Below are 25,486 nucleotides of genomic sequence, written 5' to 3'. Positions count from 1 at the left end.
GGCAACGCCGCGCGTCTCGAACCATGCAGGCCCCGCTGCCGCCTTGCGCTGTCAGTCCTAATGGCCCAATGAACGGGTCAGCATGGTTGAAAGCGGGACAGTGCCACCACCATCGCCCGCGGCCGGGCCGGAAAGCCCCGCCGCGATCGACGTCGCGCATTTGATAAAACTCTACAAGACCACGCGCGCGGTCGACGACATCTCGTTCAAAATCGCGCGCGGCAGCGTCACCGGGCTGCTCGGCGGCAATGGCGCCGGCAAGACCACGACAATCGCGATGATCATGGGGCTGGTGCTGCCGACCTCGGGCCGGGTCCGGGTGCTGGGCCATGCCATGCCCGAACAGAGCGCCGACGTGCTCGGGAGGATGAATTTCGAAAGCCCCTATGTCGACATGCCGATGCGGCTGACGGTGCGGCAGAACCTCACCATCTTCGGCAAGCTTTATGCGGTAAAGGATTTGCAGGAGCGCATCGCGCAGCTCGCCTCCGATCTGGACCTCAACGACTTTCTCGATCGCGCCAACGGAAAACTCTCGGCGGGGCAGAAGACGCGCGTCGCGCTGGCGAAGGCGCTGATCAACGAGCCTGAGCTGCTCCTGCTCGACGAGCCGACGGCCTCGCTCGACCCTGATACGGCCGACTGGGTACGCCAGCACCTTAAGACCTATCGCAAGACTCACGACGCCACCGTTCTCCTGGCGTCGCACAACATGCTGGAAGTGGAGCGGCTGTGCGACCGCGTCATCATCATGAAGCGCGGCCGCATCGAAGATGACGACAGTCCCGACCAGATCATGGCGCGCTACAACCGCACCACGCTGGAAGACGTCTTCCTCGATGTTGCGCGTGGCCGGGTCGCGGAGGGGACGCCATGAGCGAAATCGCCCATCACGCCATTTCCGCCCATCGTATCCAGGCGATGGTGCTGCGCTACTGGTATCTACTGATGTCGTCCTGGCCGCGGCTGCTGGAGCTGATCTACTGGCCGGCGTTGCAGATCATCACCTGGGGCTTCCTGCAGAACTACATTGCGCAGAACGACAGTTTCTTTGCCCGCGCCGGCGGCACGCTGATCGGCGCGGTGATCCTGTGGGACATCCTGTTCCGCGGCCAGCTCGGTTTTTCCATCTCGTTCCTGGAGGAGATGTGGGCGCGCAACCTCGGCAACCTGATGATGAGCCCGTTAAAGCCGATCGAGTTTCTGATCTCGCTGATGATCATGAGCCTGATCCGGCTCGCCATCGGCGTCATCCCGATGACGCTGCTGGCGCTGTTCTTCTTCGATTTCAATTTCTTTGCGATCGGCCTGCCGCTGATCGCGTTCTTCTGCAACCTGATCTTCACCAGCTGGTCGCTCGGGATTTTTGTCTCGGGCCTGGTGCTGCGCAACGGGCTCGGGGCCGAGAGCATCGTCTGGACGCTAATGTTCGGCCTGATGCCGCTCGCCTGCGTCTATTACCCGGTCGCGGTGCTGCCGGCCTGGCTGCAGGGCGTCGCCTGGATCCTGCCGCCGACCTACGTGTTCGAGGGCATGCGCGCGCTTTTGATCGATCACGTCTTCCGGAGCGACCTGATGATCTGGTCGCTCGCCATCAACGCGGTGCTGTTCGCTGCCTCGTTTACGATCTTTCTTGCCCTCTTGCGCAGCGCCAAACGGGTTGGATCGCTGCTCGGGGGTGGCGAATAAGTCACTATTCCCGTGGATTCCCGCGAGTTTTTGCCTTTCAGCCCCGTAGAACTACCGCTCGGCGCATTGACGCTTAATTACGCATTCGGCAGTATGCTGCGTCGCAAAACAGGGATCATGGTAAATGCCGATTGGTGAGTTTGGCGGCGCACCGCCGCTGGTGGCCGAAGGCAGTCCGGCGCTTACGACGCCGATGTACTGGATGTACGAATTGGGCCACGCGTCGCTCAATCCGGCACGCGCCGTGACCGATGCCACCAAGATCCTGTTTCAAAATCCCCTCAATCCGTGGTCTCACACGCAGTTCGGCAAGTCGATCGCCGCGGCCTGCGAATTGTTCGAACGGACCACGCGCCGCTACGGCAAGCCCGAATGGGGGCTCGACTTCACCGAGGTCAACGGCATCCAGACCCCGGTCGAGGTCCGCCCGATCTGGGAAAAGCCGTTCTGCCGCCTCTTGCATTTCGATCGCAAGCTGACGCGGCCGCTGCGCAGCCCCCATCCGCGCGTGCTGATCGTGGCGCCGATGTCCGGCCACTACGCGACGCTGCTCCGTGGCACGGTCGAGGCCTTCCTGCCGACGCATGAGGTCTACATCACCGATTGGGCGGATGCACGCATGGTCCCGCTTGCCGAGGGCCGCTTCGATCTCGACGACTACATCGACTACATCATCGAGATGCTGCACGTGCTCGGCGGCAACATGCATGTCATCGCGGTGTGCCAGCCCTCGGTGCCGGTGGTGGCTGCGGTCTCGGTGATGGAAGCCACGCGCGATCCCTTCGTGCCGCTGTCGATGACGCTGATGGGCGGCCCGATCGATACCCGCCGCAACCCGACCGCCGTGAACAACCTCGCCGAAGAGCGCGGCATCGAATGGTTCCGCAACCACGTCATCACCAAGGTACCGTTCCCGCATCCCGGCGTGATGCGCGACGTTTATCCGGGCTTTTTGCAGTTGTCCGGCTTCATCACCATGAATCTCGACCGCCACACCGACGCGCACAAGGCGCTGTTCAATAATCTGGTGAAGGGCGACGGCGACATGGTCGACAAGCACCGCGAATTCTACGACGAGTACCTCGCGGTGATGGATTTGACCGCCGAGTATTACCTGCAGACCGTCGACGTCGTGTTCGTCAAGCACGCGCTGCCCAAGGGTGAGATGACCCATCGCGGAAAGCCGGTCGATCCCTCAAAGATCCATCGCGTGGCGCTGATGACGGTGGAAGGCGAGAAGGACGACATTTCCGGGCTCGGTCAGACCGAAGCGACGCACGCTTTGTGCCCGCATATTCCCGATCATCGCCGCGTGCATTACGTGCAGAAGGGCGTCGGGCACTACGGTGTGTTCAATGGATCGCGATTCCGTTCCGAGATCGTGCCGCGCATCGCCGATTTCATGATGTCGGCGGCCAATACAACGGTGACAGCGGCCAATACCAAGCCGACATTGGTTCGCGCCGCTGAATAGGCGCGATTGGTGCGTCGGTTCCAGGCCGTCGATAAGCTGCTGATAAGATTCAAACATTCCAATTTTCGGTCGAATCAAGGGGTGAGTTCAGACTCACTCCTTGAGGTTCGCTAAAGGACCGATTTGAGGCCAAGTTCCATCTAAAATTTCGGGTTCCAGCCCCAGCCTATAGGGGGCTTTGCGCCGCTAGCCCCTGTATATTGGGCAAATGATTTGTTTTTGCGTCGGGCAATTTAGATGCGATTTCCCTGGCGGCGGATATGGCAGAATCCGGGCGAACTCCTACTCCCCGGACTCCAAGACATGGCTACTCGCGCCCTCCTTTATCGGCGGCCCGCCGAACCCGCGACCATTTTGGTCAAGCACGGCTCGCAAGTCTTTGCGATCAGGATGCGCCGGCACCGCCGCGCGCGCCGCTACACCCTTCGCATCCATCCGACTGATCGCGAAGCCATCCTGACGATGCCGCCGCGCGGCACGATCGTGGAAGCCAGGGAGTTTGCGCAACTCCATGGCGGCTGGATCGCCGCGCGCCTTGGCCGTCTGCCGAAGGCCGCCCCCTTTCAACCCGGCACCATCGTGCCGCTGCGCGGCGTGCCGCACCGCCTGGTGCATCGCGCCGGCGAGCGCGGCACAGTTTGGACCGAAACCCGCGACAGCGGCGAAAGGATTCTCTGCGTCGCCGGCGACTATGAGCACATGGATCGCCGCGTTCACGACTTTCTCAAGCGCGAGGCGCGCAAGGATCTGCACAAGGCGTCGCTCGCCTATGCCGCGGAACTTGGCGTGCGGGTCCGGCGGGTCTCGATCCGCGACCAGTCGAGCCGCTGGGGCTCGTGCACCTCGGCGGGCTCATTGTCCTATTCCTGGCGTCTGATCCTGGCGCCGCCCTATGTGCTGGATTACCTCGCCGCCCACGAAGTGGCGCATCTCGTCGAGATGAACCACTCGCCGCGGTTCTGGCGCGTGGTCGGCCGCATCTGCGACCATGTCGAACGCGCCAAGCGCTGGCTCGATACCTACGGCAACGATCTGCATCGTTATGGGGTCGAGGATTAGCGCTCGCCACGCACACTGTCATCGCCCGGCTTGACCGGGCGACCTAGTATTCCAGAGACAGTGGTGATCAACCGAGAAGCCGCGGCGTACTGGATACCCCGCTTTCGCGGGGTATGACGGCCTGAGGGGTACGACGGTCTGAGGTGGTCGCGAGATTGCGCCTATCTAAACAACCGATCCATCAGCCAGCCATCCAATCCCGCCGCGGCCTCGGGCCGGGCGTTTGGATTCGGCGGCGGCGGCACGGAGTTACGCGCCGGCGGTGGCCGGTACGCGCCGGCCGGGACCGGCGCCGAGGGCGCAGGCGCGCTGACCTGCGAGGTCTGGAACAGGTTCGGCATGAAGCCGCCGCGTTGTGCGTTCGGCAGGGCGGCCACCGGCACGCCTTGATGCGCGGTGCGCATGAAGCGGGTCCAGACTTCCACCGGCAGGCCGCCGCCGGTCGCCTTTTTGGTCGGCGAATTGTCGTCATTGCCGAGCCAGACGCCGGTGACGAGGTTCGCGGTATAGCCGACGAACCAGGCATCGCGGAAATCCTGGCTGGTGCCGGTCTTGCCGGCGGCCATCCAGCCCGGAATCTCCGCCTTGCGCGCGGTGCCCGATAGCAGCGTTTCCTGCATCATCGTGTTCATCATCGCGACATGGCGCGGCTCGATCACCGGGCCGAGCTGATCGGGCTGGCGCGCATACAGCAGCTTGCCCTCATTGGTGCGGATCCTGGTCACGACATGCGGGGAGACACCGAGCCCGCCATTGGCGAACGGCGCATAGGCGCCGACCAGCTCGAGGACCGAGACTTCCGAGGTGCCGAGCGCGATCGAGGGATTGGCATCGAGCTTCGAGGCGATGCCGAGCCGGTGCGCGGTCCGCACTACGTTCTTCGGCCCGACTTCGAGGCCGAGCCGCACCGCGACCGTGTTGAGCGACATCGCCAGCGCCTGCGTCAGCGTCACTGCGCCGAAATATTCATGGGTGTAGTTCTCCGGACGCCAGCCCTTGAGGTCGAGCGGCGCGTCCTGGCGGATCGTGTCCGGCGTCAGGCCGCCTTCGATCGCGGTCAGGAAGATGAACGGCTTGAATGCCGAGCCCGGCTGGCGCTTGGCCGTGACCGCGCGGTTGAATTGGCTCTCGGCATAATTCCGGCCGCCGACCATGGCGCGCACCGCGCCGTCGGGCGTCATCGCCACCAGGGCGCCCTGCGTGACGTTGAACTTCACGCTCTTAGCCGCCAGCTCGTCGATGATGGCGGCTTCCGCCACGCTTTGCAGCTTCGGATCGATCGTGGTCTCGACCACGATGCTCTGGTCGATCTGGCCGACAAGGTCGTCGAGCACCTCGCCGATCCAGTCGGCGACGTAATTGACGGTGCCGGCGCCGACCGGCTTCACCTTGTAGGAAGCGTGGCCGATCGAGGCCTTGGCCTGGGCGTCGGTGATGAACTTGGCTTCCGCCATCGCCGCGAGCACGATTTGCGCGCGTGCTTCTGCGCCTTCCGGGTTGCGGTTCGGCGCCAGCCGTGACGGCGATTTGACGAGGCCGGCCAGCATCGCCGCTTCCGCGACCGTGACGTTCTTCGCCGACTTGCCGAAATAGCGCTGCGAGGCCGCCTCGACGCCATAGGCGCCGGAGCCGAAATAGACGCGATTGAGATAAAGCTCGAGAATTTCGTTCTTGGAATGCTTGCGCTCCAGCCACAGCGCGAGCTCGACTTCCTGCAGCTTGCGCGCCATCGTCCGCTCCTGGGTCAGGAACAGGTTTTTCGCGAGCTGCTGCGTCAGGGTCGAGCCGCCCTGCGAGACGCCGCGGCGCAGGACGTTGGCAACCGCCGCGCGCGCGATGCCCACGGGGTCGATGCCGTAATGCGAATAGAAGCGGCGATCCTCGATGGCGATGAAGGCCTTCGGCAGATAGGGCGGCAGATCCTTCAGCGCGACATTGGTGCCCGGCGCTTCGCCGCGCGATGCCAGGAGGCTGCTGTCGAGCCCGACAATCTGGATGGTCGGCGGGCGTTTTGGAATTTCCAGCGACTGGATCGGCGGCAGATGCGCGCCGACCCAGACCACGATCCCGACCACCGCAATCACAGCCCAGATGCCGAGCACCGCGCCCCAATAGACCAGACGGCCGATCCGGATGCGGCCGCGCGATTTGCCGCGCCGCTTGGCGCCGCTCTTGGCCGCACGCGGCTTGCGCTCGCGCGGCGGCGGCTCGTCGTCCTCGTCTTCGATCTTGCGTTTGGCCACTGGCTTTTTCGGCTGCTCTTCGTCCGTGGCGTCAGGAATACGATCGGCTTGGGTCAGACGCAGCTCGGCAAGCGCAGCCGGAAGCCCGAACAGCGGCTCCTTGCGTGCGCCGCTCTTTTTCCGTCCCCACGCCATGCCAAACGCCGCTCATACCCGCCCCCCTCGCACGCTAATGGCGGCTGTTTAAGGGTCGGTTACCGAAAGGTTAATGCGGGATTAGGAGGTGCGGCGGGGCGTGCTAGCATCGATGCAAGCTGCAGTGTTTTCGAAGGGAATCTTGTGATGGGCCATATCGATCCGACCAAGGAAGTATTCGCGCAGTTCCGGGCCAATGATCGCCCCGGTCCGATCCATATGCTCAACCTGGTCCGGCTGCGCGAACAGGCGGCCTATCCCGACGGCCGCAAGGCGACCGGCGCGGAAGCCTATGCGGCTTACGGGCGCGAAAGCGGCCCGGTATTCGAGCGACTCGGCGGCCGCATCGTCTGGCACGGCCGGTTCGAACTGATGCTGATCGGGCCGCCGGAGGAGCGTTGGGATCATTGCTTCATCGCCGAATATCCAAGCGTCGCCGCCTTCGCCGAGATGATCCGCGACCCCGTCTATCGCGAGGCGGTCAAGCACCGCCAGGCTGCCGTCGAGGACTCTCGCCTGATCCGCCACGCCGTGCTGCCGGTCGGCAAGACGTTCGGGGAGATTCCGAAGTAAATCGGATTCGGTAGGATGGGTAGAGCGAAAGCGAAACCCATCAATCCATTGCGCGGAGAGACGATGGGTTTCGCTGCGCTCTACCCATCCTACCGGATATCACCAAAAAAAATCGGCGGCCCCGAAGGGCCGCCGATCGCTTCTTCCGCCGATCGTTCCCTGTGGCTCGCCGAGCCTAACCCGCCGGGCCTGCATCTTCGAGGATCGGCCCGAACAGTTCCCAGCGCTCGCCGTTGAAGCGCATCATCTGCAGCTGCTTGTTGACGCGGTAGTCGGTCGGCGAGGTATTGACGAGGATGCCCGGCAGCGACAGGTCGAGCTGAACATCCTTGAGGCTGGTGGCCACCTTCATGACGTTCTCGCGCGTGAGATTGTCGCCGCACTTCTGGAGCACGTAAATCATCAATTGCGAGGTCGAATAGGCATAGGAGTTGAAGCTCGAATCCTTGTCGCCATCCGGATAGTACTTGGCCATGAACTCGAAATATTTCTTCATGCCTGGATCGTCCTTCCAGGTCGGGTCCAGCGGATCCTTGCCGTAGTTGACGCTGATCACGCCCTTGGAGGCTTCAAGCCCCGCCGGTTTCATGACGGCGCCGACCGAGGTGGCGTTGATGTCGAGGATGTGTACCGGCTTCCAGTTCAGCTCGTGGATCTTCTTGATCGCCTGCGCCGCCTGCTTGGGCGTCGTCGCCGAGAAGAACAGGTCCGCGCCGGCGTCCTTGATCTTGAGGATTTGCGAATCGACCGTCGGGTCGGAGACTTCGTAGGAGGCTTCCGCCACGATCATCTTCGCCGCCTTGTCGCCGAGGCCGGCCTTGATGCCGTTCAGATAGTCCTTGCCGAGGTCGTCGTTCTGATAGAGCACGCCGATCTTGGCGTTCGGGTGTTCCTTGAGAATGTACTGGCCGTAGATGCGGCCTTCGACGAAGTAGTTCGGGTTGAAGCCCATGGTCCAGGGAAAGTTCTTCGGATCGGTGAACTTCGACGCCCCGGTCGCTGCGAACAGCTGCGGCACCTTCTTCGAGTTGAGATATTTCTGCACCGCCGCGTTCGAGGGCGTGCCGAGCAGCTGGAAGGTGAGCAGCACCTCGTCGCTCTCCACCAGCTTGCGCGTCTGCTCGACCGCCTTCGGCGGCGAGTAGGCGTCGTCATACTGGATCAGGTTGATCTTGCGGCCGTTCACGCCGCCCTGATCGTTGATCATCTTCATATAGGCGGCCTGGGTCTTGCCGATGGTGGCATAGGCAGAGGCCGGTCCGGAGAATGGATTGGTCTGGCCGATCTTGATCTCGGTGTCGCTCGCGCCGGGGTCGTATTTCTTCTGCGCGGAGGCCGTCGAGACCGACAGCGCAAGCGCGAGCGCCGTAGCGGTGGCCAGATGGAAAATACCCTTCCTCATAATCCTGCATTCCTCATGTGTTTATGATTGAGCTGATGATCTTTTCCCGGGGCTTTATGGGCCCCGGACGCCATCGCTGCCGCAATAGTGGCGGAAGCCATATTGCATTGCAAGGCGGGCCGCGCAGGCCATGCTGGTAGTGGGTTCCAGCTGCCCAAAAAGAATCCAGTGCGGCCAATCGCCGAACAATGATGCACCTCGTTCCGGGTTGGCCGCACGGAAGAGCAGACGCCGGCTGTTGCCAGCTACTGTGCATGGGGTTGTTTTCGATATTTTGTTTGGGCGGTCAGCGGAGCATCACGCCGGGCCTGATCTCATCCTGCCTTAGCCCCCCGGTCCGCTGTCCTCGATGATCGGGCCGAACAGCTCCCAGCGCTCGCCGTTGAACCGCATCATCTGCATCTGCTTGTTGATGCGGTAGTCGGTCGGCGAGGTATTGGTGACCATGCCGGGCAGCGAAAGGCTGCCGGTGACATTCTTCAGGTTGGCGGCCTGCTTCATGATGTTTTCGCGGGTGAGATCGTCGCCGCATTGCTGCAGGATCTTCACCAGCAGCTCCGCGGTCGAATAGCCGTAGGTGTTGACGGTGTTGAGCTTGTCGCCTTCCGGATAATATTTGTCCATGAAGGCGAAATAGGCCTTCATGCCGGGATCGTCCTTCCATTGCGGGTCGCCCGGATCCTTGCCATAGGCGGTCGAGATGATGTCCCTGGAGATGTCGAGGCCTGCGGGCTTGAGCGTCGCCGAGATCGGGCTCGCGTTGATGTCGAGGATATGGACCGGCTTCCAGCCGAGATCGGCGGCCTTCTTGATCGCCTGCGCAGCGAATTTCGGCGTCGAGGCGTCGTAGAGCAGGTCGGCGCCGGCCGCCTTCAGCTTGACGATCTGGGAGTCGATGGTCGGGTCGGTCAATTCATAGGAGGCTTCGGCGACGATCATCGACGCGGCCTTGGAGCCGAGACCTTCTTTCAGGCCGGTGATGTAGTCGCGGCCGAGGTCGTCGTTCTGATAGAGAATGCCGATCCTGGCATGCGGATGGTTCTTCAGAATGTATTGCCCGTAAATGCGCCCCTCGGACTGGTAGTTGGGATTGAAACCCATCGTCCACGGAAAATGCTTGGGGTCGGTGAATTTCGATGCGCCGGTCGCGGCGAGGAGCTGCGGCACCTTTTTGGCGTTGAGATATTTCTGCACGGCGGCGTTCGACGGCGTGCCGATGATCTGGAAGGTGAACAGGACCTCGTCGCTCTCGACGAGCTTGCGTACCTGTTCGACCGCCTTCGGCGGCGAATAGGCGTCGTCATACTGGATCAAGTTGATTTTACGGCCGTTGATGCCGCCCTGTTCGTTGATCATCTTGAAATAGGCGGCCTGGGTCTTGCCGATGCCGGCATAGGCGGAGGCAGGGCCCGAGAAAGGAACCGTCTGGCCGATCTTGATCTCGGTATCGCTCGCCCCGGTATCATATTTCTTCTGCGCACTGGCTGGCGAGGCCAGCGCGACTGCAACGGCCGTGCCCGCGATCAGACGAAGAATGCCGCCTCTCATTGTCGCTGCTCCCTTCTCCTTGTTTCGACCGATGATCTGTTCCGGCGATTGGATCGCCGGAGGTCATCGTTGGTATGGAGTGTGGCGGAACGGTTTTGCCGACGCAAGATAGCGAGAGGCGGCGAGGGACGGGCAGGATCAGCGCGAGCGCCGTCGACGCGGCCTCACGATATGCGGTCCCCAACCGGCGGGCGGAATTCGGGTGGATGCTCGCTCGCCCCTGGTAAAGAATAGAGATGCCCCGATATTCAGGGAATGCCGATGCCGGAAAGATTTGACCTCGATCGCCTGCCGACACCTATCGGAACCGCGCTGCTGGTCACCGATGCGGACGGCCATCTGCGTGCGCTCGATTGGGAGGATTATGAGCCGCGCATGAAGCAGCTGCTGCGCTTGCATTACGGCGCGGTGAACTTGCAGGATGGGCGGGCGCCGCGCGATCTGCGCGTTGCCTTGACCGGCTATTTCAAGGGCGACCTCGACCGTCTCGCATCGATCAGATGGCGCGTCGCCGGCACGCTGTTCCAGCAGAAGGTCTGGACCGCATTGCCCGGCATTCCTGCCGGGACCACGCTGAGCTACGGCGCGCTCGCGGCTCAGCTTGGCGTGCCGCGCGCGGTCCGCGCCCTCGGCCACGCCAACGGCTCCAACCCGATCAGCGTCGTTCTGCCGTGTCACCGCCTGATCGGCGCCAATGGCTCGCTGGTGAAATATGGCGGCGGCCTCGAGCGCAAGCGCTGGCTGCTCAAGCACGAGGGCGTGGTGATCTAGTAGCGGCGAGCGGGATGACGTGGCGCGCGCCGCCCTGCGGTCAATCCCGATTGCCGGAGGTATTTCGCAGGTCGCGCAGGATATAGATCAGGACAATCAGGACAGGACCCCACGCGAGTATCGCTCCCACCAGCATCGCGTTCACCGTCGCCATGATGGCTTCTCCACGTCAGCTGCCGGAGACGCAGTTGCGGCCGGCGACGGATTGCGGAATGTTATAGAGCCATTTCCAGTAGGTCCGGTTGCGCTCGAGCTGGCGCTTGTACATCTCGCGGCACGCCGCCGAGCAAAACTGCTCGAAATACCAGCTGCGCCGGACCAGCCCGAACGGACGCCTGCATTCCGGATTTCCGCAACAATTGCTCATGACGCGACCTCCGCATTCGCACGCCGTATCCAGCGGATGAAATCCTCATGGCCCTTGGCCAGGCAGATGCGTCCGCAATACCGTTCACGTGCAGGATTTCGCAACGAGATGATCTTCGCCTCTTCGCTGCCGCAATGGGAGCAGCGCGGTTCCAAATGCATGGTGACCTCCTCTTAGGGAATTGCCACTTGCAACTAAAATGTGATGCTTGCCGTCGCCGTCGTTCCCTCAAGGGGGCGACGGCGCGCAGTCTCGCGCCGCCACCGCCTTTCCTCAACTTGTCTTGATGGTTGGCGAAATCATCCTTGCGTATATCCGGCCAAAAACGGGGCTGGATCGCTCAGTGCCCGGCCGGCTGCGCCAGCGCGGTTTTCAGGCATTCGACCAGGATCTCGCCGTCGAAGGGCTTGCTCAGAAAGCAGGTTGCGCCCGCTTTGAGCGCCCGGTCGCGATCGCTTTCGGCTGAAAAAGCGGTGACAAATATGAAGGGGAGGCCATGGCCTTTGGCGAGCAAATGGGCTTGCAGCTCGAGGCCGCTCATAGCAGGCATTCTGATGTCGGTTATCACGCAGGATGTATCGCGGAGGTAGGGCGATCGCAGGAAATCTTCGGCCGAGGCGAAGGTATGGACGACATAGCCAATCGACTTGACGAGATTTGCCGTGGCGGCGCGGACCGAGCCATCGTCGTCGATAATCGATATGACCTGTGGGTTGGACAAGGATATCCTTCCTGGAGGACGACCCGAGGTTGTCCTTTGTCACCTCATAGCGGGAGATTGCGCCGCAAATGGCGGCCGGAAAATCATACTTAGGTTTGCGGCCGGCTGGATGTGGGCCCGCTTCCGAGCAACTCGGCCATCCTGACCAGATCAGGTAGCGACTTCGCTCCCATCTTCCGCATGATATTCCCGCGATGGATCTTGACGGTGATCTCGGCAAGGCCGATCTCGGCTGCGATCTGTTTGTTCATGAGCCCGGCGGTGACCAGGTTCATCACCTGCCGCTCCCGCGGGGTCAATGTGGCGAAAAGTGCTTGCAGGTCCGAAAGAACCTTTGCTTCGTCACGGCTGTTGCGGTCGCGTTCGATTGCCGCTGTCACGGCGTCCAGCATGTCTTGATCCCGAAACGGCTTGGTCAGGAAATCGACGGCCCCGGCCTTCATCGCCCTGACCGTCATCGGGATATCGCCGTGGCCCGTCATGAAGATGATCGGAATGCGAATGTCGGCCCTCGCCAATTCGGCCTGGAAGTCGAGGCCGCTCAGCCGCGGCAGCCGGATGTCCAGGATCAGGCAACCGGGGGCGTTCGGAAGCTTGCTTTGCAGAAATTCATGAGCCGAGCCGAACGTCTCGACCTGCAGGCCGACCGATCGGAACAGGCTACTCAGGGCTTCGCGCACCGATGCGTCGTCGTCGACGACGAAGACGATGGCTTCCTCCGCGCTGTTGGAATGAGGCGGTGCAGAGCGCACGGTCACGGCGGACTGCCCTCCACATGCAATGGCAAGGTGAACTGGAATGTCGCGCCAGGGCCGGCATTCTGCGACGCGGACAATCGTCCTCCGTGAGCCGCGACGATCGAGCGGCAGATCGACAGCCCCATTCCCATGCCGCCGGATTTCGTGCTGTAAAATGCGTCAAACAGCCGTTCTGCATGCTCAGCAGTAGCAAGTCCGGTACCGCGGTCTTCCACCGAGGCGACGATGTGTCCGGCGTCGTCAAGGCCGGTCCGGATTATCAGTTCCCGTGGCCGGTCCGTGACTGTCGCCATGGCCTCAATGCCGTTGATGACGAGGTTGATGACGACCTGTTGCAATTGAATCCGGTCGCCGAGGACGAGGGGAAGGGCGGGCGCAGGTTCCAGGCGCAACAAGACGCAATGCCTGAGCAGTTCGTGCTGCACCAGGCTCACGACCTCGTTGACGATTTCGTTGATATCGAGGGGCGCCTTCTGCTCGGAGCCCTTGTTGGCGAGCGCGCGGACGCGCTTGATCACGTCGCCCGCCCGGTTGCCATCCTTGATGATCGCCTGCAACGTTGCGCGCGCTTCGGTCAGATCGGGGGGCGCACGGTCGAGCCAACGCTGGCAGGCCGCGGCGTTGGTCACGACGGCCGCGAGCGGCTGGCTCACTTCATGGGCGATCGACGCCGCCAGTTCTCCGAGCGCCGTCACCCGCGTCACGTGCGCGAGATTCATCTGCGCTTCGTGCAGTTCGGCTTCGGCTCGCTTGCGGGCCGTAACGTCCGAAACGGCTCCGACGAAATCGATGCCGCTCGATCTATCCTTCACCGCATGGGCCCTGACGTGGACATGCTTGACCGAGCCGTCAGGCATCAGCAGCCGATAGCCGTGCTCGAAATCCTTCCACTCGCTCAACGCACGCTTGGTGGTCCGTAGAACGCGCGCGCGATCATCGGGATGGATGCGTTGGATCACGGTGGCCCGCTTCATTGATGGCGCCTTGTCGAATCCAAAGATTCTGAACGTTTCTTCCGACCAGATGATTTCGTCGCTGCTGGCACACCAGCCAAAGCTGCCGGTGCGGCTCAATCGCTGGGCTTCGGCCAGATACATTTCGCTCTGCCGCAATGCATTTTCAGCATGTTTGCGCTCGGTGATGTCCTCGCAGGCGATCAGGACGATTGGTTGACCGTCCAATAGCCGCACAGCCTTGGCATTTTCACGTACCCATAGCGTCGAACCGTCCTTGCGAACCTTGCAGATTTCCCAGCTATGGGTGCGGCCGATGTTGTTCAGGCAGACGGCAACGTTGTCCTGGGCCGCTTGGTGCTCGGCATTCGGAAACACTTTCAGGACGGATTGGCCGAGCAGTTCTTCGACGGAATAGCCAAGCTGTGCGGCGCCGAAGGTGTTGACAGAGACCACGGTGCCGGACGCATCGACCATGAAGTACATGACGGGATTGTGCTCGAATATCTCCTTCCATTGCGCCTCGCTGTTGCGCAGCGCCTCTATCGCGCGCGCTTCGGCCTTGCTGCGGCTCTGCAGAACGGTCTCGATCTGCCTGTGGGTGGTGCCCACCAGGCGCATCATGATCAACGAGGCGACAAGCGAGGCAACAAGCAGTGCGAACGCAACGAAAAAGGCGGGTGCCGTCGGCACCGGCGCAAAAACGAGCCAAATGCATGCCGTCGCCGCCAATGCCATTGCCATGCCGCCAAGCAGCCATTGCTCGGCCGAGCGCGACAAACTCGTGGTCGGGTAACGCATCATCGGCAGCACTGTAAATGGCAAGCCGGGTCGCGCCGTGTCGCTAGGTGACTGGCATCATCAGCAGCAACGACGTCACCCTTAACAGGCTGGATGCTAGCAGTTTTTTTGCCGTCCGAAGGATAAAATCAATGTTGGATCCGCGACTCAGGAGGCCTCCGCCCCGGGGAGGAGGGCCGGGCGCGTCCTTAGACCTTGGTATGATCGTGCCAACCGATCGTAATCTCTGGACCAACCTCCGTTCAATGGCCGGTTCCGTCCCAGACAATTACGCTATTGGAGTAACCGCAGTCGCGATCGCCGCACCGTAATATTCCGGAGGCCGATGATGTCGAAAGCCCGCCTGCACCTGATCCGTTGCGCCAGTGACATTGAGCCGCAAGCGAGGGTTCGCAGACGTGAATGCAGCTTCCAGCTAACCGTCATCGATGGAGGCAGGCGGCCCGGCCGTGCAGAGCTGGCAGATCCCTGGGAAGCCCTGCTCGATGTGTTCGGAAAGGCTCTCCTCATTGCCGAAGCAAACTATGCAGCCATCCTCGCAGCGAGTCTGACAACGCTTGAGCTCTATCCAAGGCATTTCAGCAAAGCTCGGACAGATATGCGCGAGATCGGGAACTCACACGTCACCCACGACGGCGGGTGACCGAGTATTCCAGAGGCCGCAGTGACCGAACCGATATGCCGCCGCATAACGATCCCACTCTGCGGGGATGACGGCAGAGTGCGCAGCCATGACATTGGCTAGGCCGCCGGCTGGGCGACATTGTCCTCGGCGGAGAGCAGGTGAAGCAGCGCGCTCTTGATGGCGGCCTGACGGGTCGGCGCGGTGATCTGGGCACCGAGCAGGTCGGTGACGTAGAACACGTCGCGGGCGCGTTCGCCGAAGGTCGCGACATGCGCCGAAGCGATGTTGAGGTTGAGCTTCGAGATTGCGGTCGTGAGCTGATACAGAAGGCCCGGACGGTCGAGCCCTGAAACCTCGATCACGGTGTAGCGGTCCGACCACTGGTTGTTGATGGTCACTTCAGGCTCGACCACGAAGGCGCGTTGCTTGCCGCGGTTGGCGGCCTTGCGCGCCACCACTTCGGGCAGCCGCAATTTGCCTTCGAGCACGTGCTCGATCATCTCGCCGATCCGGGTGGCGCGCCGTCCCTCGTCCTCATCGCGGTCGTATTCCCTGGAGATCGCGATGGTGTCGAGCGCGAGGCCGTCGGTGGTCGTGTAGATCTGCGCGTCGACGATGTTGGCGCCGGCGGAGGCGCAGGCGCCGGCAATGATCGACAACAGCCACGGGTGATCGGTCGCAAGAATCGTCAGTTCGGTGACGCCGCGTGCCTCGTCGAAGCCGACATTGATCGCCAGCTTATGGCCGGCCTGCTCGCTGGCGCGGATGAAGCGCGCCTGGCGGATCTTGCGTTGCAGATCGACCTTGAGCCAGTAGGCCGGATAGTGCCGCCCGATATAGGCGCTGAGCTCTTGCTCCGGCCACTCGTTGAAGGCGGCGCGGAATTCCGATTGCGCTACCGCGATGCGCTGCGCGCGGTTCACTTCCGAGAAGCCGCCGGTCAAGACCGGCTCGGTCTCGTAATACAGCGTGCGCAAGAGCTGCGCCTTCCAGCCGTTCCACACGCCGGGACCGACGCCCCTGATGTCGGCGGTGGTCAGGATGGTCAGAAGCTTCATCTGCTCGACCGATTGCACTACCGCAGCGAAATTCTCGATCGTCTTACGGTCCGAGAGGTCGCGCGACTGCGCCACCGTGGACATCGTCAGATGTTCTTCGATCAGCCAGGCCACCAGCTCCGTGTCGCCAGCGCTGAAGCCGAGCCGCGGGCACAAGCGCCGCGCCACCCGCGCGCCGGCGATCGAGTGATCCTCGGGGCGGCCCTTGGCGACGTCATGCAGCAGGGTCGCGATATAAATCACCGAGCGATGCTCGGGCTGCATCTTGCGAAACAGGTCGCTCGCCACCGCGAACTCGTCGATGCCGCCGCGCTCGATGTCCTGCAGGAAGCCGATGCAGCGGATCAGGTGCTCATCCACCGTATAGTGGTGATACATGTTGAACTGCATCATCGACACGATCTTGCCGAAGGCGCGGATGAAATGGCCGAGCACGCCGGTCTCGTTCATCCGCCGCAGCACGATCTCGGCGTTGTCGGAGGTCAGGATTTCCATGAACAGGCGGTTGGCTTCCGGATTCTCGCGAAGCTGCGTGTTCACCAGCTTCAGCGAGCGCGTCACCGTGCGCATCGCGTCGGGATGGAAGGCGAGGTTGTTCTTCTGCGCCAGGCGGAAGATCCGGATCAGGTTCACCGGATCGTGCTTGAAGACGTCGGGCGCGGCGAGATTGATGCGGTTGTTGTCGATGATGAAGTCGTCGCTGTCGGGCACCCGCCGCCGCTTGGCGCCCGGGCGCAGCCGCGCCACCATCCGGCTCAGCACTGGCGCAGGCTTGGCCTGCTCGTCCTCCAGCTTGGCGCACAGGATCGCGGTGAGGTCGCCGACGTCCTTGGCGACCAGGAAGTAGTGCTTCATGAAGCGCTCGACATCCTGCATGCCGGGATGCGAGGTGTAGCCGAGTCTGACAGCGATCTCGCGCTGCATGTCGAACGACAGCCGCTCTTCGGCGCGTCCCGAGACGAAATGCAGGTTGCAGCGCACCGACCACAGGAAGTCGGCGCAGCGGCGGAAGGTGCGATACTCCTGCGCGTCGAACACCCCGCGCTCGACCAGTTCGCCGGTCTCGCGCACGCGGTAGACATATTTGGCGATCCAGAACAGCGTGTGCAGGTCGCGCAGTCCGCCCTTGCCGTCCTTGACGTTGGGCTCGACCAGATAGCGTGACTGGCCGGCGCGGCGGTGCCGCTCCTCGCGCTCGGCGAGTTTCGCCGTGACGAATTCGGAGGCCGTGCCCTGCACCACGTCCTTGTCAAAGCGCGCGACGAGTTCGTCGTAGAGCGGCCGGTCGCCGGTCAGAAACCGCGTCTCCAAAATCGCGGTGCGGATCGTCATGTCGCCGCGCGCCTGGCGAATGCATTCGTCGACCGAGCGCGTGGCGTGGCCGACTTTCAGTCCCATGTCCCACAGGCAATAGAGAATGGCTTCGGCGACCTGCTCGCCCCAGGCGGTCTGCTTGTAGGGCAGGATGAATAGCAAATCGATGTCGGATTCCGGCGCCATCAGGCCGCGGCCATAGCCGCCGGTGGCGACCACCGCCATGCGCTCGGCACCGGTGGGCACGTTCGAGCGATAGAGATGCCGCGTGGCGGCCGAATAGAGGATGCGGATGATCTCGTCCTGCATGAAGCAGAGCCGCTCGGCGCAGCGGCGGCCGTGACGATCCCTGAGCAGGATGGCCTGCGCCGTCGCGCGCGCCGCGATCATCTCGGCCTTGAGCAGTTGCGCCAGCGCCGACCGGAACACGTCCTCGCGGCCGGCATGCTTTTCGGCAAGCGCATCGACCGCCGCGGTGATCCGCGCGGTATCGAAACGGTCATCCTCCCCCGCGGGGGCCTCAATCACGATGCTATCCATGATCCATCCCGATATCGGACGGCGCGAGGGCTGTCACGGAGGATTGCGATGCAAACCCCAAGCTAGGGCGCGGCCCGGTCGAATTCCAGCCCTATCCTGTTGAAAAGGCTGACGTTGCGGTTCGGTGCCGATGTCTGCATCGCAGGCAGGGATGACATCGCATCGATCGCAAACTATACGGGTAAGCAAAATAAAGCCGGGAGACAAAAATGGACGCCGCCGAACTCCGCGCGATGCAGGCCCCGATCAAGGAACGCTACAAGTCCGATCCCTCCGCCGCCGTCATTACTCTGAAAGCCAAAGGCTCGATCGACAGTGAGGGCATCGCGTGCAAGGTCGAGACCGGCCGTGCACTGGCGGTCGCGGGGCTTCATCCCGCTACCGGCGGCTCCGGGCTTGAGCTCTGCTCCGGCGACATGCTGCTCGAAGCGCTGGTCGCCTGCGCCGGCGTCACGCTGAAATCAGTCGCCACCGCCGTCGAGGTCCCGCTCAAGACCGGTATCGTCATCGCCGAGGGCGACCTCGATTTCCGCGGCACGCTCGGCGTTGATAAGGAAGCCCCCGTCGGCTTCGAGGAAATCCGCCTGCGCTTCGAGATCGGCACCGACGCACCGCAGGACAAGCTCGACCTGCTGCTAAAACTCACCGAACGCTATTGCGTGGTCTTTCAGACCATCAAGAACGGCCCGAAGGTTACAGTGTCGATGAAGCGGGTGTGATTCACCCTCCCTTGGAGGGGAAGGGTCGACGCGCATGCAACGCGCGGCGGGGCGGGGGGAAGGTCCCTCCGCATCCGACAGTGCCGGTGTTGAGAGATCACCCCACCCCGTCTCGCATATCGCTTCGCTCATGCGAGCCGACCCACGAGCGAGCTTTGCTCGTCTCGGACCCCTCCAGGGGAGGGTAAGAGAAGAAGATGTCCCCCGAACTTACCTTCCTCCTCACGCTGGGCCTGCGCATGGCGATCACCGCGGCGTTCGTGGTGACCGCTTCGATCGTCACCGAGCGCTCCGGCCCGGTGATCGGCGCGTTGATCGCGACGCTGCCGATCTCGGCGGGGCCGTCCTACGTCTTCCTCGCGCTCGACCATGATGCTGCCTTCATCGCCGAAGGCGCGCTGGCGAGCCTGCCGATCAATGCTGCAACGATCTTTCTTGGGCTCACTTACGTCGTGCTGGCGCAGCGTCATGGCGCGCTGCTCAGTTGCCTTGCCGCCGTTGCCGTATGGATCGGGCTCGCCACGGTCATCCGTTCGGTGCAATGGTCGCTCGCCGGCGGGCTGATCGCCAATGTCATCGCCTATGCGATCTGCGTGCCGCTGCTGGCGCGCTACCGCCACGCCAAGATGCCGCCGATCCGGCGACGCTGGTACGACATCCCGCTGCGGGCCTCGCTGGTCGCGACACTGGTGGCGACGGTGGTCACGACGTCGAGCTGGGTCGGCCCCAAGGTCAGTGGCATGATCGCGCTATTCCCGATCGTGTTCACCTCGATGATGCTGATCCTGCACCCCCGCATCGGTGGCAAGCCGACCGCGGCCGTGTTGGCCAACAGCGCCTGGGGCCTGATCGGATTGGGCATCGCCATAGCGGTACTGCACGTCGCGGCGCTGCAGTTCGGCTCGGCGATCGGGCTGAGCCTGGCGCTGGCGACGTGCGTGGGGTGGAATCTGAGCCTGTGGTGGCTGGGGAGGAGGAAGGCGGTACCCTAGCCGTCATTGCGAGCGCAGCGAAGCAATCCATCTATCCCCGCGTTGAGGAATGAATTGCTTCGCTCCGCTCGCAATGACGGTGGACAGACCTATTGCTTCGGCAGCTTCGCCTTCAGCGCATACAGCGCCTCCAGCGCCTCGCGCGGCGACATCTCGTCGGGATGCAGAGCCTTCACCGCCTCCATCAACAGCTCCGCCTCGCTCGGTGGCTTGGGCTCGGCAGCGGCCCGGGAGGGGACGGCGAACAGCGGAAGGTCGTCGGCGAGCGCCCGCGCCGTCTGGCCGCGGTCCTGCGCTTCGAGTTTTGCCAGCACCGACTTGGCCCGCGCGATCACGGCGGGCGGCAGGCCGGCGAGCTTGGCGACCTGAATGCCGTAAGAGCGGTCGGCCGAGCCCGGCAGCACCTCGTGCAGGAACACGACGTCGCCTTGCCATTCCTTCACCCGAACGGTGGCGTTGAACATCCGCGGCAGTTTTGCGGAGAGCGCAGTCAGCTCATGATAATGCGTGGCAAACAGCGCGCGGCAGCGGTTGGCCTCGTGCAGATGCTCGATTGCGGCCCACGCGATCGAGAGGCCATCGAAGGTCGCGGTGCCGCGGCCGATCTCGTCAAGGATCACCAGCGAGCGCTCGCTGGCCTGATTCAAAATGACGGCGGTTTCCACCATCTCGACCATGAAGGTCGATCGTCCGCGCGCGAGATCATCCGCCGCGCCGACGCGTGAGAACAGCCGGTCGACGACGCCGATCCGCGCGCGCGACGCCGGCACGTAGGAACCGATCTGCGCCATCAGGGCGATCAGCGCATTCTGGCGCAGGAAGGTCGATTTGCCGGCCATGTTCGGGCCGGTGATCAGCCAGATCTGGCCGGATTTCTGCGCTGGCCCCGGCGAGAGATCGCAGGCATTGGCGATGAACGGCTGGCCGTCGCGCTTGAGCGCCTGTTCGACCACTGGATGGCGGCCGCCTTCGACGGCGAAGCCGAGCGAACTATCGACTTCGGGCCGCACATAATTGTCGTCGACCGCAAGCTTCGCCAGCGCGGTTGCGACGTCGAGCATCGCAAAGGCATGCGCCGCGGTGCGCAGATCGTCGCTGGCGGCCAGCGCCATCGAACAGAGCCGCTCGAAGATTTCGAGCTCCAGATTGAGCGCGCGGTCGCCGGCATTGGCGATCTTGGCTTCGGTCTCGCCGAGTTCGGCCGTCGTGAAGCGGACCTGGCCCGCCAGGGTCTGGCGGTGGATGAAGGTCGCATTCAGCGGTGGCGCCATCAGCTTGTCGCCATGCTGCGCCGTGACCTCGACGAAATAGCCGAGCACGTTGTTGTGGCGGATCTTGAGCGCCTTGATGCCGGTATCCTCGGCGTAGCGCGCCTGCATCGCGGCGACGACGAGGCGGGAGGCGTCGCGCAGGTTGCGGCTCTCGTCGAGCGCAGGTTCATAGCCTTCGCGGATGAAGCCGCCGTCGCGCTTGATCAGCGGCAGTTGCTCGGCGAGCGCGCGTTCGAATTCGCGGGCGAGATCGCGCGAGGGGCGCCGCAGCGCGTCCATCACGGCGATGACCTCGGACGGCGGCGCTTCCAACGCCGCGAGCCGGGCTAGCGCCTGGTCCGCGGCGAGAATGCCGTCGCGCAAGGCTGCAAGATCGCGCGGGCCGCCGCGTCCAACGGATAGCCGCGCCAGCGCCCGCGACATGTCGGGGGCGGCGCGCAATGTGGTTCTGATATCGTCGCGCGCAGCACTGTCGGCGACAAATGTACCGATCGCATCCAGCCTTCGCGCGATGGCCGCACTATCGGTCAGCGGCGCGGCGAGACGCTGCGCCAGTAGCCGCGAGCCGGCAGCGGTCACTGTGCAATCGATCGCATCGAGCAGCGAGCCGCGGCGTTCCCCGGCGAGCGTCCGGGTCAGTTCGAGGTTGGCGCGGGTGGCGGGGTCGATCGCCATCGTGGTGCCGGCGGCTTCGCGCGATGGCGGCGACAGCGGTGGGCGTTTGCCGACCTGGGTGCGGTCGATATAGGTGACGGCCGCGGCTGCCGCGGTCGCCTCCAGCCGCGACATCGCGGAAAGGCCGTCCATGGTCGCAACCGCGAAATAATCGCACAGCCGCCGCTCGGCGGTGGCGCTGTCGAAGACGTCGCGCGTCAGCGGCGTCACCGAGGGCAGCTCCCGCAGCAGCGGTCCGAGATCGGCGTCGCCATAGAGCGCATCGGTGACGATCGCCTCATTCGGATTGATCCGCGCGAGCGTCGCCGCGAGTTCCGCAGTCGCGCATTCCGTAACCATGAACTCGGACGTTGAGATATCGATCCAGGCGAGGCCGATACGGTCGCCGCCGGAAGAAGCGCGGGCGCGCGCGATCGCGAGCAGGTAATTGTTGGTGCGGGCGTCGAGCAGCGTGTCTTCGGTCAGCGTGCCCGGCGTTACCAGCCGCACCACGCCGCGGGCGACCACGCTCTTGTTGCCGCGGGCGCGTGCCGCGGCGGGATTCTCGGTCTGCTCGCAGACGGCGACGTGGTGGCCGGCGTTGATCAGGCGATGCAGATAATCCTCGGAGCGCTCCACCGGCACGCCGCACATCGGGATGTCCATTCCCTGATGCTTGCCACGCTTGGTCAAGACGATGCCGAGCGCCTTCGAGGCAATCTCGGCGTCCTCGAAGAACAGCTCGTAGAAATCGCCCATCCGGTAGAACAGCAGGAGGCCGGGATGGGCGGCCTTGATCTCGAGGTACTGTTCCATCATCGGCGTCACGCGCAAGTTCGCGTCAGGTGCCGGCGTGGCCTCGGGCGGAGCGGGAGCAGGGATGGATTGCTGGATCGTCATTGCGGGCGGCAAACTACAAAATTTCGCCGGCCGGGTCCTATCGGTTTGCAGCCGGAATCCACGTTTTCCCCGTCGTCCCGGCCTTGAGCCGGGATCCATACTCTGGAGCAGCAATTGTTTGAACGGTTGTTCCGCCGTGAGGACGCGGCGTATAGGTCCCGGCTCAAGGCCGGGACGACGGGTGTCAATTGACCTGCCGCGGGCACGCTCCTAAAACTCGCCAACAGTTCCAGCGGGTCAACGCCTAAAGCACGGCATTCAGGGAGAGATTCTATGCGTGATGTATTCATTTGCGATGCCGTCCGGACCCCGATCGGCCGTTTCGGCGGCTCGCTCGCCAAGGTGCGCGCCGACGATCTGGCTGCGACCCCGATCAAGGCGCTGATGGCGAAGCATCCGAATCTCGACTGGTCGCAGGTGGATGAGGTGTTTTTCGGCTGCGCGAACCAGGCCGGCGAGGACAACCGTAACGTTGCGCGCATGGCGCTGCTGCTCGCGGGCATGCCGGAATCGGTTCCCGGCCAGACCCTCAATCGCCTCTGCGCGTCCGGCCTCGACGCCGTCGGCGCCGCGGGCCGGGCGATCCGCGCCGGTGAGATCGATTTCGCGATTGCCGGCGGCGTCGAATCGATGACCCGCGCGCCCTTCGTGATGGGCAAGGCTCCGGAAGCCTTCGCGCGCTCGGCCGACATCTACGACACCACGATCGGCTGGCGCTTCATCAACCCGCTGATGAAGGCGCAGTACGGCGTCGATGCGATGCCGGAGACCGGCGAGAACGTCGCCGAGGAATTTCAGGTGTCGCGCGCCGATCAGGACGCGATGGCGATCCGCTCGCAGCAGCGCGCAGGCGCCGCGATCGCAGCGGGCTATTTCGCCGAGGAGATCACGCCAATCCAGGTGCCCGGCGGCAAGGCCGGTCCGATCACCGTCGACAAGGATGAGCATCCGCGTCCCGAAACCACGCTGGAAGGCCTCGCCAAGCTGAAGCCGATCGTGCGCAATCCCGGCACGGTGACGGCCGGCAATGCATCCGGCGTCAACGACGGCGCCGCGGCCATGATCCTCGCCTCGGAGGCCTCCGTGAAGAAGCACGGACTGACGCCGCGCGCGCGCATTCTTGGATTGGCCTCGGCGGCGGTGCCGCCGCGCATCATGGGCATCGGCCCGGTGCCGGCGACCAAGAAGCTGATGGAGCGGCTCGGCATCAAGATCTCCGACTTCGATTTGATCGAGCTCAATGAAGCCTTTGCCTCGCAGGGCATAGCCTGCCTGCGGCAATTGGGTGTCAAGGACGATGCCGACTTCGTCAATCCGCATGGCGGCGCGATCGCGCTCGGCCATCCGCTCGGCATGAGCGGCGCGCGGCTGGTGCTGACGGCGGTGCACGGCATGGAGAAGCGGGGCGGGAAGCTTGCCTTGGCAACCATGTGCGTCGGCGTCGGCCAGGGCGTTGCGGTGGCGATCGAAAAGATCAATTAGAACAGCTATTTGGGAGGGTGAAAAACAACACTTTCCCAAATTAGTTATGTCATATAATGATCTGGCGGCGCCGCTTAGCGACGAAACCGCAAAGCGATTTCGCGCTGATAGCGTGGTGCGAGGGAGGAGTTCGTCATGACATTGGTCTATCCAGTGCAAAGCCTCGCGGCGCATCCGCCGCGGCTGTCCCCCGCCTACAAGAGCACGGTCAAGCGTTCGCCGACCAAGCCCTTGATCCCGATGCGGCACACGCTGTCGGAATTGACCGGGCCGGTCTACGGCCACGAGACGGTGCGCGAAGGCGATCACGACCTCACCATCCACGGCAAAGGCGAGCCGATCGGCGAGCGCATCATCGTGCACGGCCATGTGCTCGATGAAGAGGGCCGCGGCGTGCCGAACGCGCTGATCGAGCTGTGGCAGGCCAATTCCTGCGGCCGCTACGTCCATGTCGTCGATCAGCATCCCGCGCCGCTCGATCCGAACTTCACCGGCGCCGGCCGCGCGCAGACCGATGCGCAAGGCTATTATCGCTTCGTCACCATCAAGCCCGGTGCTTACCCCTGGGGTAATCACCACAACGCCTGGCGTCCCGCTCACATCCACTTCTCGGTGTTCGGCCATTCCTTCGTCTCGCGTCTGGTGACGCAGATGTATTTCCCTGGCGATCCGCTGTTTCCGTTCGATCCGATCTTCAATTCGGTCACCGACGAGAAAGCGCGCAACCGGATGATTTCCTCGTTCGATCTTGACAACACCAAGCCGGATTGGGCGCTGTGCTATCGCTTCAACATTGTGCTGCGCGGGCGCAACGCCACGCCGATGGAGAACAAGTAAGTGTCGCAGGCCAAGCCGGACGGAGTCACCCCGTCGCAAACCGTCGGTCCCTATTTCGCCTACGGCCTGACGCCGGGCGGCAGATACGAGTGGAACGACGCATTCACCAATAATCTCGTCACGGCGGATACGTCGGGCGAACGCATCCGCGTCGAAGGAACGGTGTTCGACGGCGACGGCGTACCCGTTGTCGATAGCATGCTGGAGATCTGGCAGGCGGACGCGCAGGGACGGTTCTCCGATCCGCAGGACAAGCGGGCGCCGCCGAATTCCACCTTCAAGGGATTCGGCCGCATCGGCACTGATGCGAAGGGCGCTTACGCCTTCGACACCATCAAGCCGGGGCAGGTCGCGGATCCCGACGGCAAGCCGCAGGCGCCGCATATCGTGCTCGCGGTCTTTGCGCGCGGCATGCTGCTGCACCTCTATTCCCGGATCTATTTCGACGGCGAGGCCGCCAACGCCACCGATCCCGTACTGGCGCTGGTGCCGGCCGACCGCCGCACCACGCTGATCGCGACACGGCAGCCCGGGAACGGCGCCTATCGCTTCGATATCCATCTGCAGGGCGACAAAGAGACCGTGTTCTTCGACGTGTAG

21 protein-coding genes and 1 pseudogene are annotated in these 25,486 nt (G+C 63.4%); 13 read left to right on the top strand and 9 right to left on the bottom strand.

What is annotated here, in order from left to right; translation table 11 throughout:
* Window positions 1-82: 82 nt before the first annotated feature.
* The 4 genes and pseudogenes from QA643_RS38360 (at window position 83) to QA643_RS38345 (ending at window position 4,222) form a co-directional block, all read left to right on the top strand.
* Window positions 83-877 (top strand): ABC transporter ATP-binding protein, encoded by a 795-nt coding sequence (locus tag QA643_RS38360; RefSeq protein WP_283031081.1) that lies wholly within the window; start codon window positions 83-85, stop codon window positions 875-877.
* Window positions 874-1,689, top strand: a complete 816-nt coding sequence (locus QA643_RS38355) for an ABC transporter permease (RefSeq protein WP_283031079.1) — start codon at window positions 874-876, stop codon at window positions 1,687-1,689. Before QA643_RS38360 ends, QA643_RS38355 begins: the two co-directional genes overlap by 4 nt.
* A gap of 124 nt (window positions 1,690-1,813) precedes the next feature.
* Window positions 1,814-3,163: a polyhydroxyalkanoate depolymerase gene (gene phaZ, locus QA643_RS38350; protein WP_283031077.1), complete on the top strand. Its 1,350-nt coding sequence runs from the start codon at window positions 1,814-1,816 to the stop codon at window positions 3,161-3,163.
* A gap of 208 nt (window positions 3,164-3,371) precedes the next feature.
* A pseudogene (locus tag QA643_RS38345) lies at window positions 3,372-4,222 on the top strand (SprT family zinc-dependent metalloprotease).
* A 161-nt stretch (window positions 4,223-4,383) separates the two neighbouring features.
* On the opposite strand, the gene QA643_RS38340 reads toward QA643_RS38345, so the two are convergent.
* The gene (locus QA643_RS38340; RefSeq protein WP_283031075.1) at window positions 4,384-6,600 is read right to left on the bottom strand and encodes a PBP1A family penicillin-binding protein; all 2,217 of its coding nucleotides are present in this window, start codon (window positions 6,598-6,600) and stop codon (window positions 4,384-4,386) included.
* A gap of 147 nt (window positions 6,601-6,747) precedes the next feature.
* Here QA643_RS38340 and QA643_RS38335 point away from each other — a divergent pair, with 147 nt between their 5' ends.
* Window positions 6,748-7,173: a DUF1330 domain-containing protein gene (locus QA643_RS38335; protein ID WP_283031074.1), complete on the top strand. Its 426-nt coding sequence runs from the start codon at window positions 6,748-6,750 to the stop codon at window positions 7,171-7,173.
* 175 nt (window positions 7,174-7,348) lie between these two features.
* Here the strand turns inward: QA643_RS38335 and QA643_RS38330 are convergent, their stop codons facing one another.
* Both QA643_RS38330 and QA643_RS38325 read right to left on the bottom strand, forming a co-directional pair.
* Window positions 7,349-8,575 (bottom strand): ABC transporter substrate-binding protein, encoded by a 1,227-nt coding sequence (locus tag QA643_RS38330; protein WP_283031072.1) that lies wholly within the window; start codon window positions 8,573-8,575, stop codon window positions 7,349-7,351.
* 324 nt (window positions 8,576-8,899) lie between these two features.
* On the bottom strand, window positions 8,900-10,123 hold the full coding sequence (locus QA643_RS38325; protein ID WP_283031070.1) for an ABC transporter substrate-binding protein: 1,224 nt from the start codon (window positions 10,121-10,123) through the stop codon (window positions 8,900-8,902).
* Between the two features lie 261 nt (window positions 10,124-10,384).
* On the opposite strand from QA643_RS38325, the gene QA643_RS38320 reads away from it, so the two are divergent.
* Window positions 10,385-10,894: a methylated-DNA--[protein]-cysteine S-methyltransferase gene (locus QA643_RS38320; protein WP_283031068.1), complete on the top strand. Its 510-nt coding sequence runs from the start codon at window positions 10,385-10,387 to the stop codon at window positions 10,892-10,894.
* A gap of 169 nt (window positions 10,895-11,063) precedes the next feature.
* Here QA643_RS38320 and QA643_RS38315 read toward each other — a convergent pair whose 3' ends face one another.
* The 4 genes from QA643_RS38315 to QA643_RS38300 all read right to left on the bottom strand — a co-directional run bounded on the left by QA643_RS38315 (window position 11,064) and on the right by QA643_RS38300 (window position 14,170).
* Complete coding sequence (locus tag QA643_RS38315) at window positions 11,064-11,261, bottom strand: hypothetical protein (RefSeq protein ID WP_283031066.1); 198 nt, start codon at window positions 11,259-11,261, stop codon at window positions 11,064-11,066.
* A 340-nt stretch (window positions 11,262-11,601) separates the two neighbouring features.
* Window positions 11,602-11,982 (bottom strand): response regulator, encoded by a 381-nt coding sequence (locus tag QA643_RS38310; protein WP_283031064.1) that lies wholly within the window; start codon window positions 11,980-11,982, stop codon window positions 11,602-11,604.
* An 89-nt stretch (window positions 11,983-12,071) separates the two neighbouring features.
* Complete coding sequence (locus QA643_RS38305) at window positions 12,072-12,740, bottom strand: response regulator transcription factor (RefSeq protein WP_283031063.1); 669 nt, start codon at window positions 12,738-12,740, stop codon at window positions 12,072-12,074.
* A complete protein-coding gene (locus QA643_RS38300; RefSeq protein WP_283035063.1) occupies window positions 12,737-14,170 on the bottom strand; it encodes a PAS domain S-box protein in 1,434 nt (477 codons plus the stop codon). Before QA643_RS38300 ends, QA643_RS38305 begins: the two co-directional genes overlap by 4 nt.
* Between QA643_RS38300 and QA643_RS38295 the strand changes: the two genes are divergently transcribed.
* On the top strand, window positions 14,133-14,489 hold the full coding sequence (locus tag QA643_RS38295) for a hypothetical protein (protein ID WP_283035112.1): 357 nt from the start codon (window positions 14,133-14,135) through the stop codon (window positions 14,487-14,489). The genes QA643_RS38300 and QA643_RS38295 overlap by 38 nt on opposite strands.
* 333 nt (window positions 14,490-14,822) lie before the next feature.
* The gene (locus QA643_RS38290) at window positions 14,823-15,137 is read left to right on the top strand and encodes a hypothetical protein (RefSeq protein WP_283031062.1); all 315 of its coding nucleotides are present in this window, start codon (window positions 14,823-14,825) and stop codon (window positions 15,135-15,137) included.
* 98 nt (window positions 15,138-15,235) lie between these two features.
* Here QA643_RS38290 and QA643_RS38285 read toward each other — a convergent pair whose 3' ends face one another.
* Window positions 15,236-18,031, bottom strand: coding sequence for a [protein-PII] uridylyltransferase (locus QA643_RS38285; RefSeq protein ID WP_283031061.1), 2,796 nt, complete (start codon window positions 18,029-18,031; stop codon window positions 15,236-15,238).
* A 209-nt stretch (window positions 18,032-18,240) separates the two neighbouring features.
* Here QA643_RS38285 and QA643_RS38280 point away from each other — a divergent pair, with 209 nt between their 5' ends.
* On the top strand, window positions 18,241-18,750 hold the full coding sequence (locus tag QA643_RS38280) for an OsmC family protein (RefSeq protein WP_283031059.1): 510 nt from the start codon (window positions 18,241-18,243) through the stop codon (window positions 18,748-18,750).
* A gap of 197 nt (window positions 18,751-18,947) precedes the next feature.
* Window positions 18,948-19,742 (top strand): hypothetical protein, encoded by a 795-nt coding sequence (locus QA643_RS38275; RefSeq protein WP_283031058.1) that lies wholly within the window; start codon window positions 18,948-18,950, stop codon window positions 19,740-19,742.
* Window positions 19,743-19,831: 89 nt separating this feature from the next.
* On the opposite strand, the gene mutS is transcribed toward QA643_RS38275, so the two are convergent.
* Window positions 19,832-22,567 carry a DNA mismatch repair protein MutS gene (gene mutS / locus QA643_RS38270; RefSeq protein WP_283031057.1) on the bottom strand — a complete coding sequence of 912 codons (2,736 nt, stop codon included), beginning with the start codon at window positions 22,565-22,567 and terminating at the stop codon, window positions 19,832-19,834.
* A 273-nt stretch (window positions 22,568-22,840) separates the two neighbouring features.
* Here mutS and pcaF point away from each other — a divergent pair, with 273 nt between their 5' ends.
* From pcaF to pcaG, 3 genes are all read left to right on the top strand, one after another.
* Complete coding sequence (gene pcaF, locus QA643_RS38265) at window positions 22,841-24,049, top strand: 3-oxoadipyl-CoA thiolase (RefSeq protein ID WP_283031055.1); 1,209 nt, start codon at window positions 22,841-22,843, stop codon at window positions 24,047-24,049.
* Between the two features lie 135 nt (window positions 24,050-24,184).
* The gene (pcaH, locus tag QA643_RS38260) at window positions 24,185-24,886 is read left to right on the top strand and encodes a protocatechuate 3,4-dioxygenase subunit beta (RefSeq protein WP_283031048.1); all 702 of its coding nucleotides are present in this window, start codon (window positions 24,185-24,187) and stop codon (window positions 24,884-24,886) included.
* The gene (pcaG, locus tag QA643_RS38255; protein WP_283031046.1) at window positions 24,887-25,486 is read left to right on the top strand and encodes a protocatechuate 3,4-dioxygenase subunit alpha; all 600 of its coding nucleotides are present in this window, start codon (window positions 24,887-24,889) and stop codon (window positions 25,484-25,486) included.

It is taken from the genome of Bradyrhizobium sp. CB3481 (assembly GCF_029714305.1).
Lineage (GTDB): Bacteria > Pseudomonadota > Alphaproteobacteria > Rhizobiales > Xanthobacteraceae > Bradyrhizobium.
The sequence above is the reverse complement of the archived record's forward strand: the minus strand, read 5'-3'. Positions and strand labels throughout refer to the sequence as shown.

Bases quoted from the DNA above. Each gene is read 5' to 3' on its own strand.
- QA643_RS38280 (WP_283031059.1), top strand. From the start codon at position 18,241: ATGGACGCCGCCGAACTCCGCGCGATGCAGGCCCCGATCAAGGAACGC.
- mutS (WP_283031057.1), bottom strand. From the start codon at position 22,567: ATGACGATCCAGCAATCCATCCCTGCTCCCGCTCCGCCCGAGGCCACG.
- QA643_RS38320 (WP_283031068.1), top strand. From the start codon at position 10,385: ATGCCGGAAAGATTTGACCTCGATCGCCTGCCGACACCTATCGGAACC.
- QA643_RS38360 (WP_283031081.1), top strand. From the start codon at position 83: ATGGTTGAAAGCGGGACAGTGCCACCACCATCGCCCGCGGCCGGGCCG.
- pcaH (WP_283031048.1), top strand. From the start codon at position 24,185: ATGACATTGGTCTATCCAGTGCAAAGCCTCGCGGCGCATCCGCCGCGG.
- QA643_RS38300 (WP_283035063.1), bottom strand. From the start codon at position 14,170: ATGGTCGATGCGTCCGGCACCGTGGTCTCTGTCAACACCTTCGGCGCC.
- QA643_RS38355 (WP_283031079.1), top strand. From the start codon at position 874: ATGAGCGAAATCGCCCATCACGCCATTTCCGCCCATCGTATCCAGGCG.
- QA643_RS38335 (WP_283031074.1), top strand. From the start codon at position 6,748: ATGGGCCATATCGATCCGACCAAGGAAGTATTCGCGCAGTTCCGGGCC.
- QA643_RS38290 (WP_283031062.1), top strand. From the start codon at position 14,823: ATGTCGAAAGCCCGCCTGCACCTGATCCGTTGCGCCAGTGACATTGAG.
- QA643_RS38285 (WP_283031061.1), bottom strand. From the start codon at position 18,031: ATGGATAGCATCGTGATTGAGGCCCCCGCGGGGGAGGATGACCGTTTC.
- pcaF (WP_283031055.1), top strand. From the start codon at position 22,841: ATGCGTGATGTATTCATTTGCGATGCCGTCCGGACCCCGATCGGCCGT.
- QA643_RS38330 (WP_283031072.1), bottom strand. From the start codon at position 8,575: ATGAGGAAGGGTATTTTCCATCTGGCCACCGCTACGGCGCTCGCGCTT.
- QA643_RS38275 (WP_283031058.1), top strand. From the start codon at position 18,948: ATGTCCCCCGAACTTACCTTCCTCCTCACGCTGGGCCTGCGCATGGCG.
- phaZ (WP_283031077.1), top strand. From the start codon at position 1,814: ATGCCGATTGGTGAGTTTGGCGGCGCACCGCCGCTGGTGGCCGAAGGC.
- QA643_RS38315 (WP_283031066.1), bottom strand. From the start codon at position 11,261: ATGAGCAATTGTTGCGGAAATCCGGAATGCAGGCGTCCGTTCGGGCTG.
- QA643_RS38340 (WP_283031075.1), bottom strand. From the start codon at position 6,600: ATGGCGTGGGGACGGAAAAAGAGCGGCGCACGCAAGGAGCCGCTGTTC.
- QA643_RS38325 (WP_283031070.1), bottom strand. From the start codon at position 10,123: ATGAGAGGCGGCATTCTTCGTCTGATCGCGGGCACGGCCGTTGCAGTC.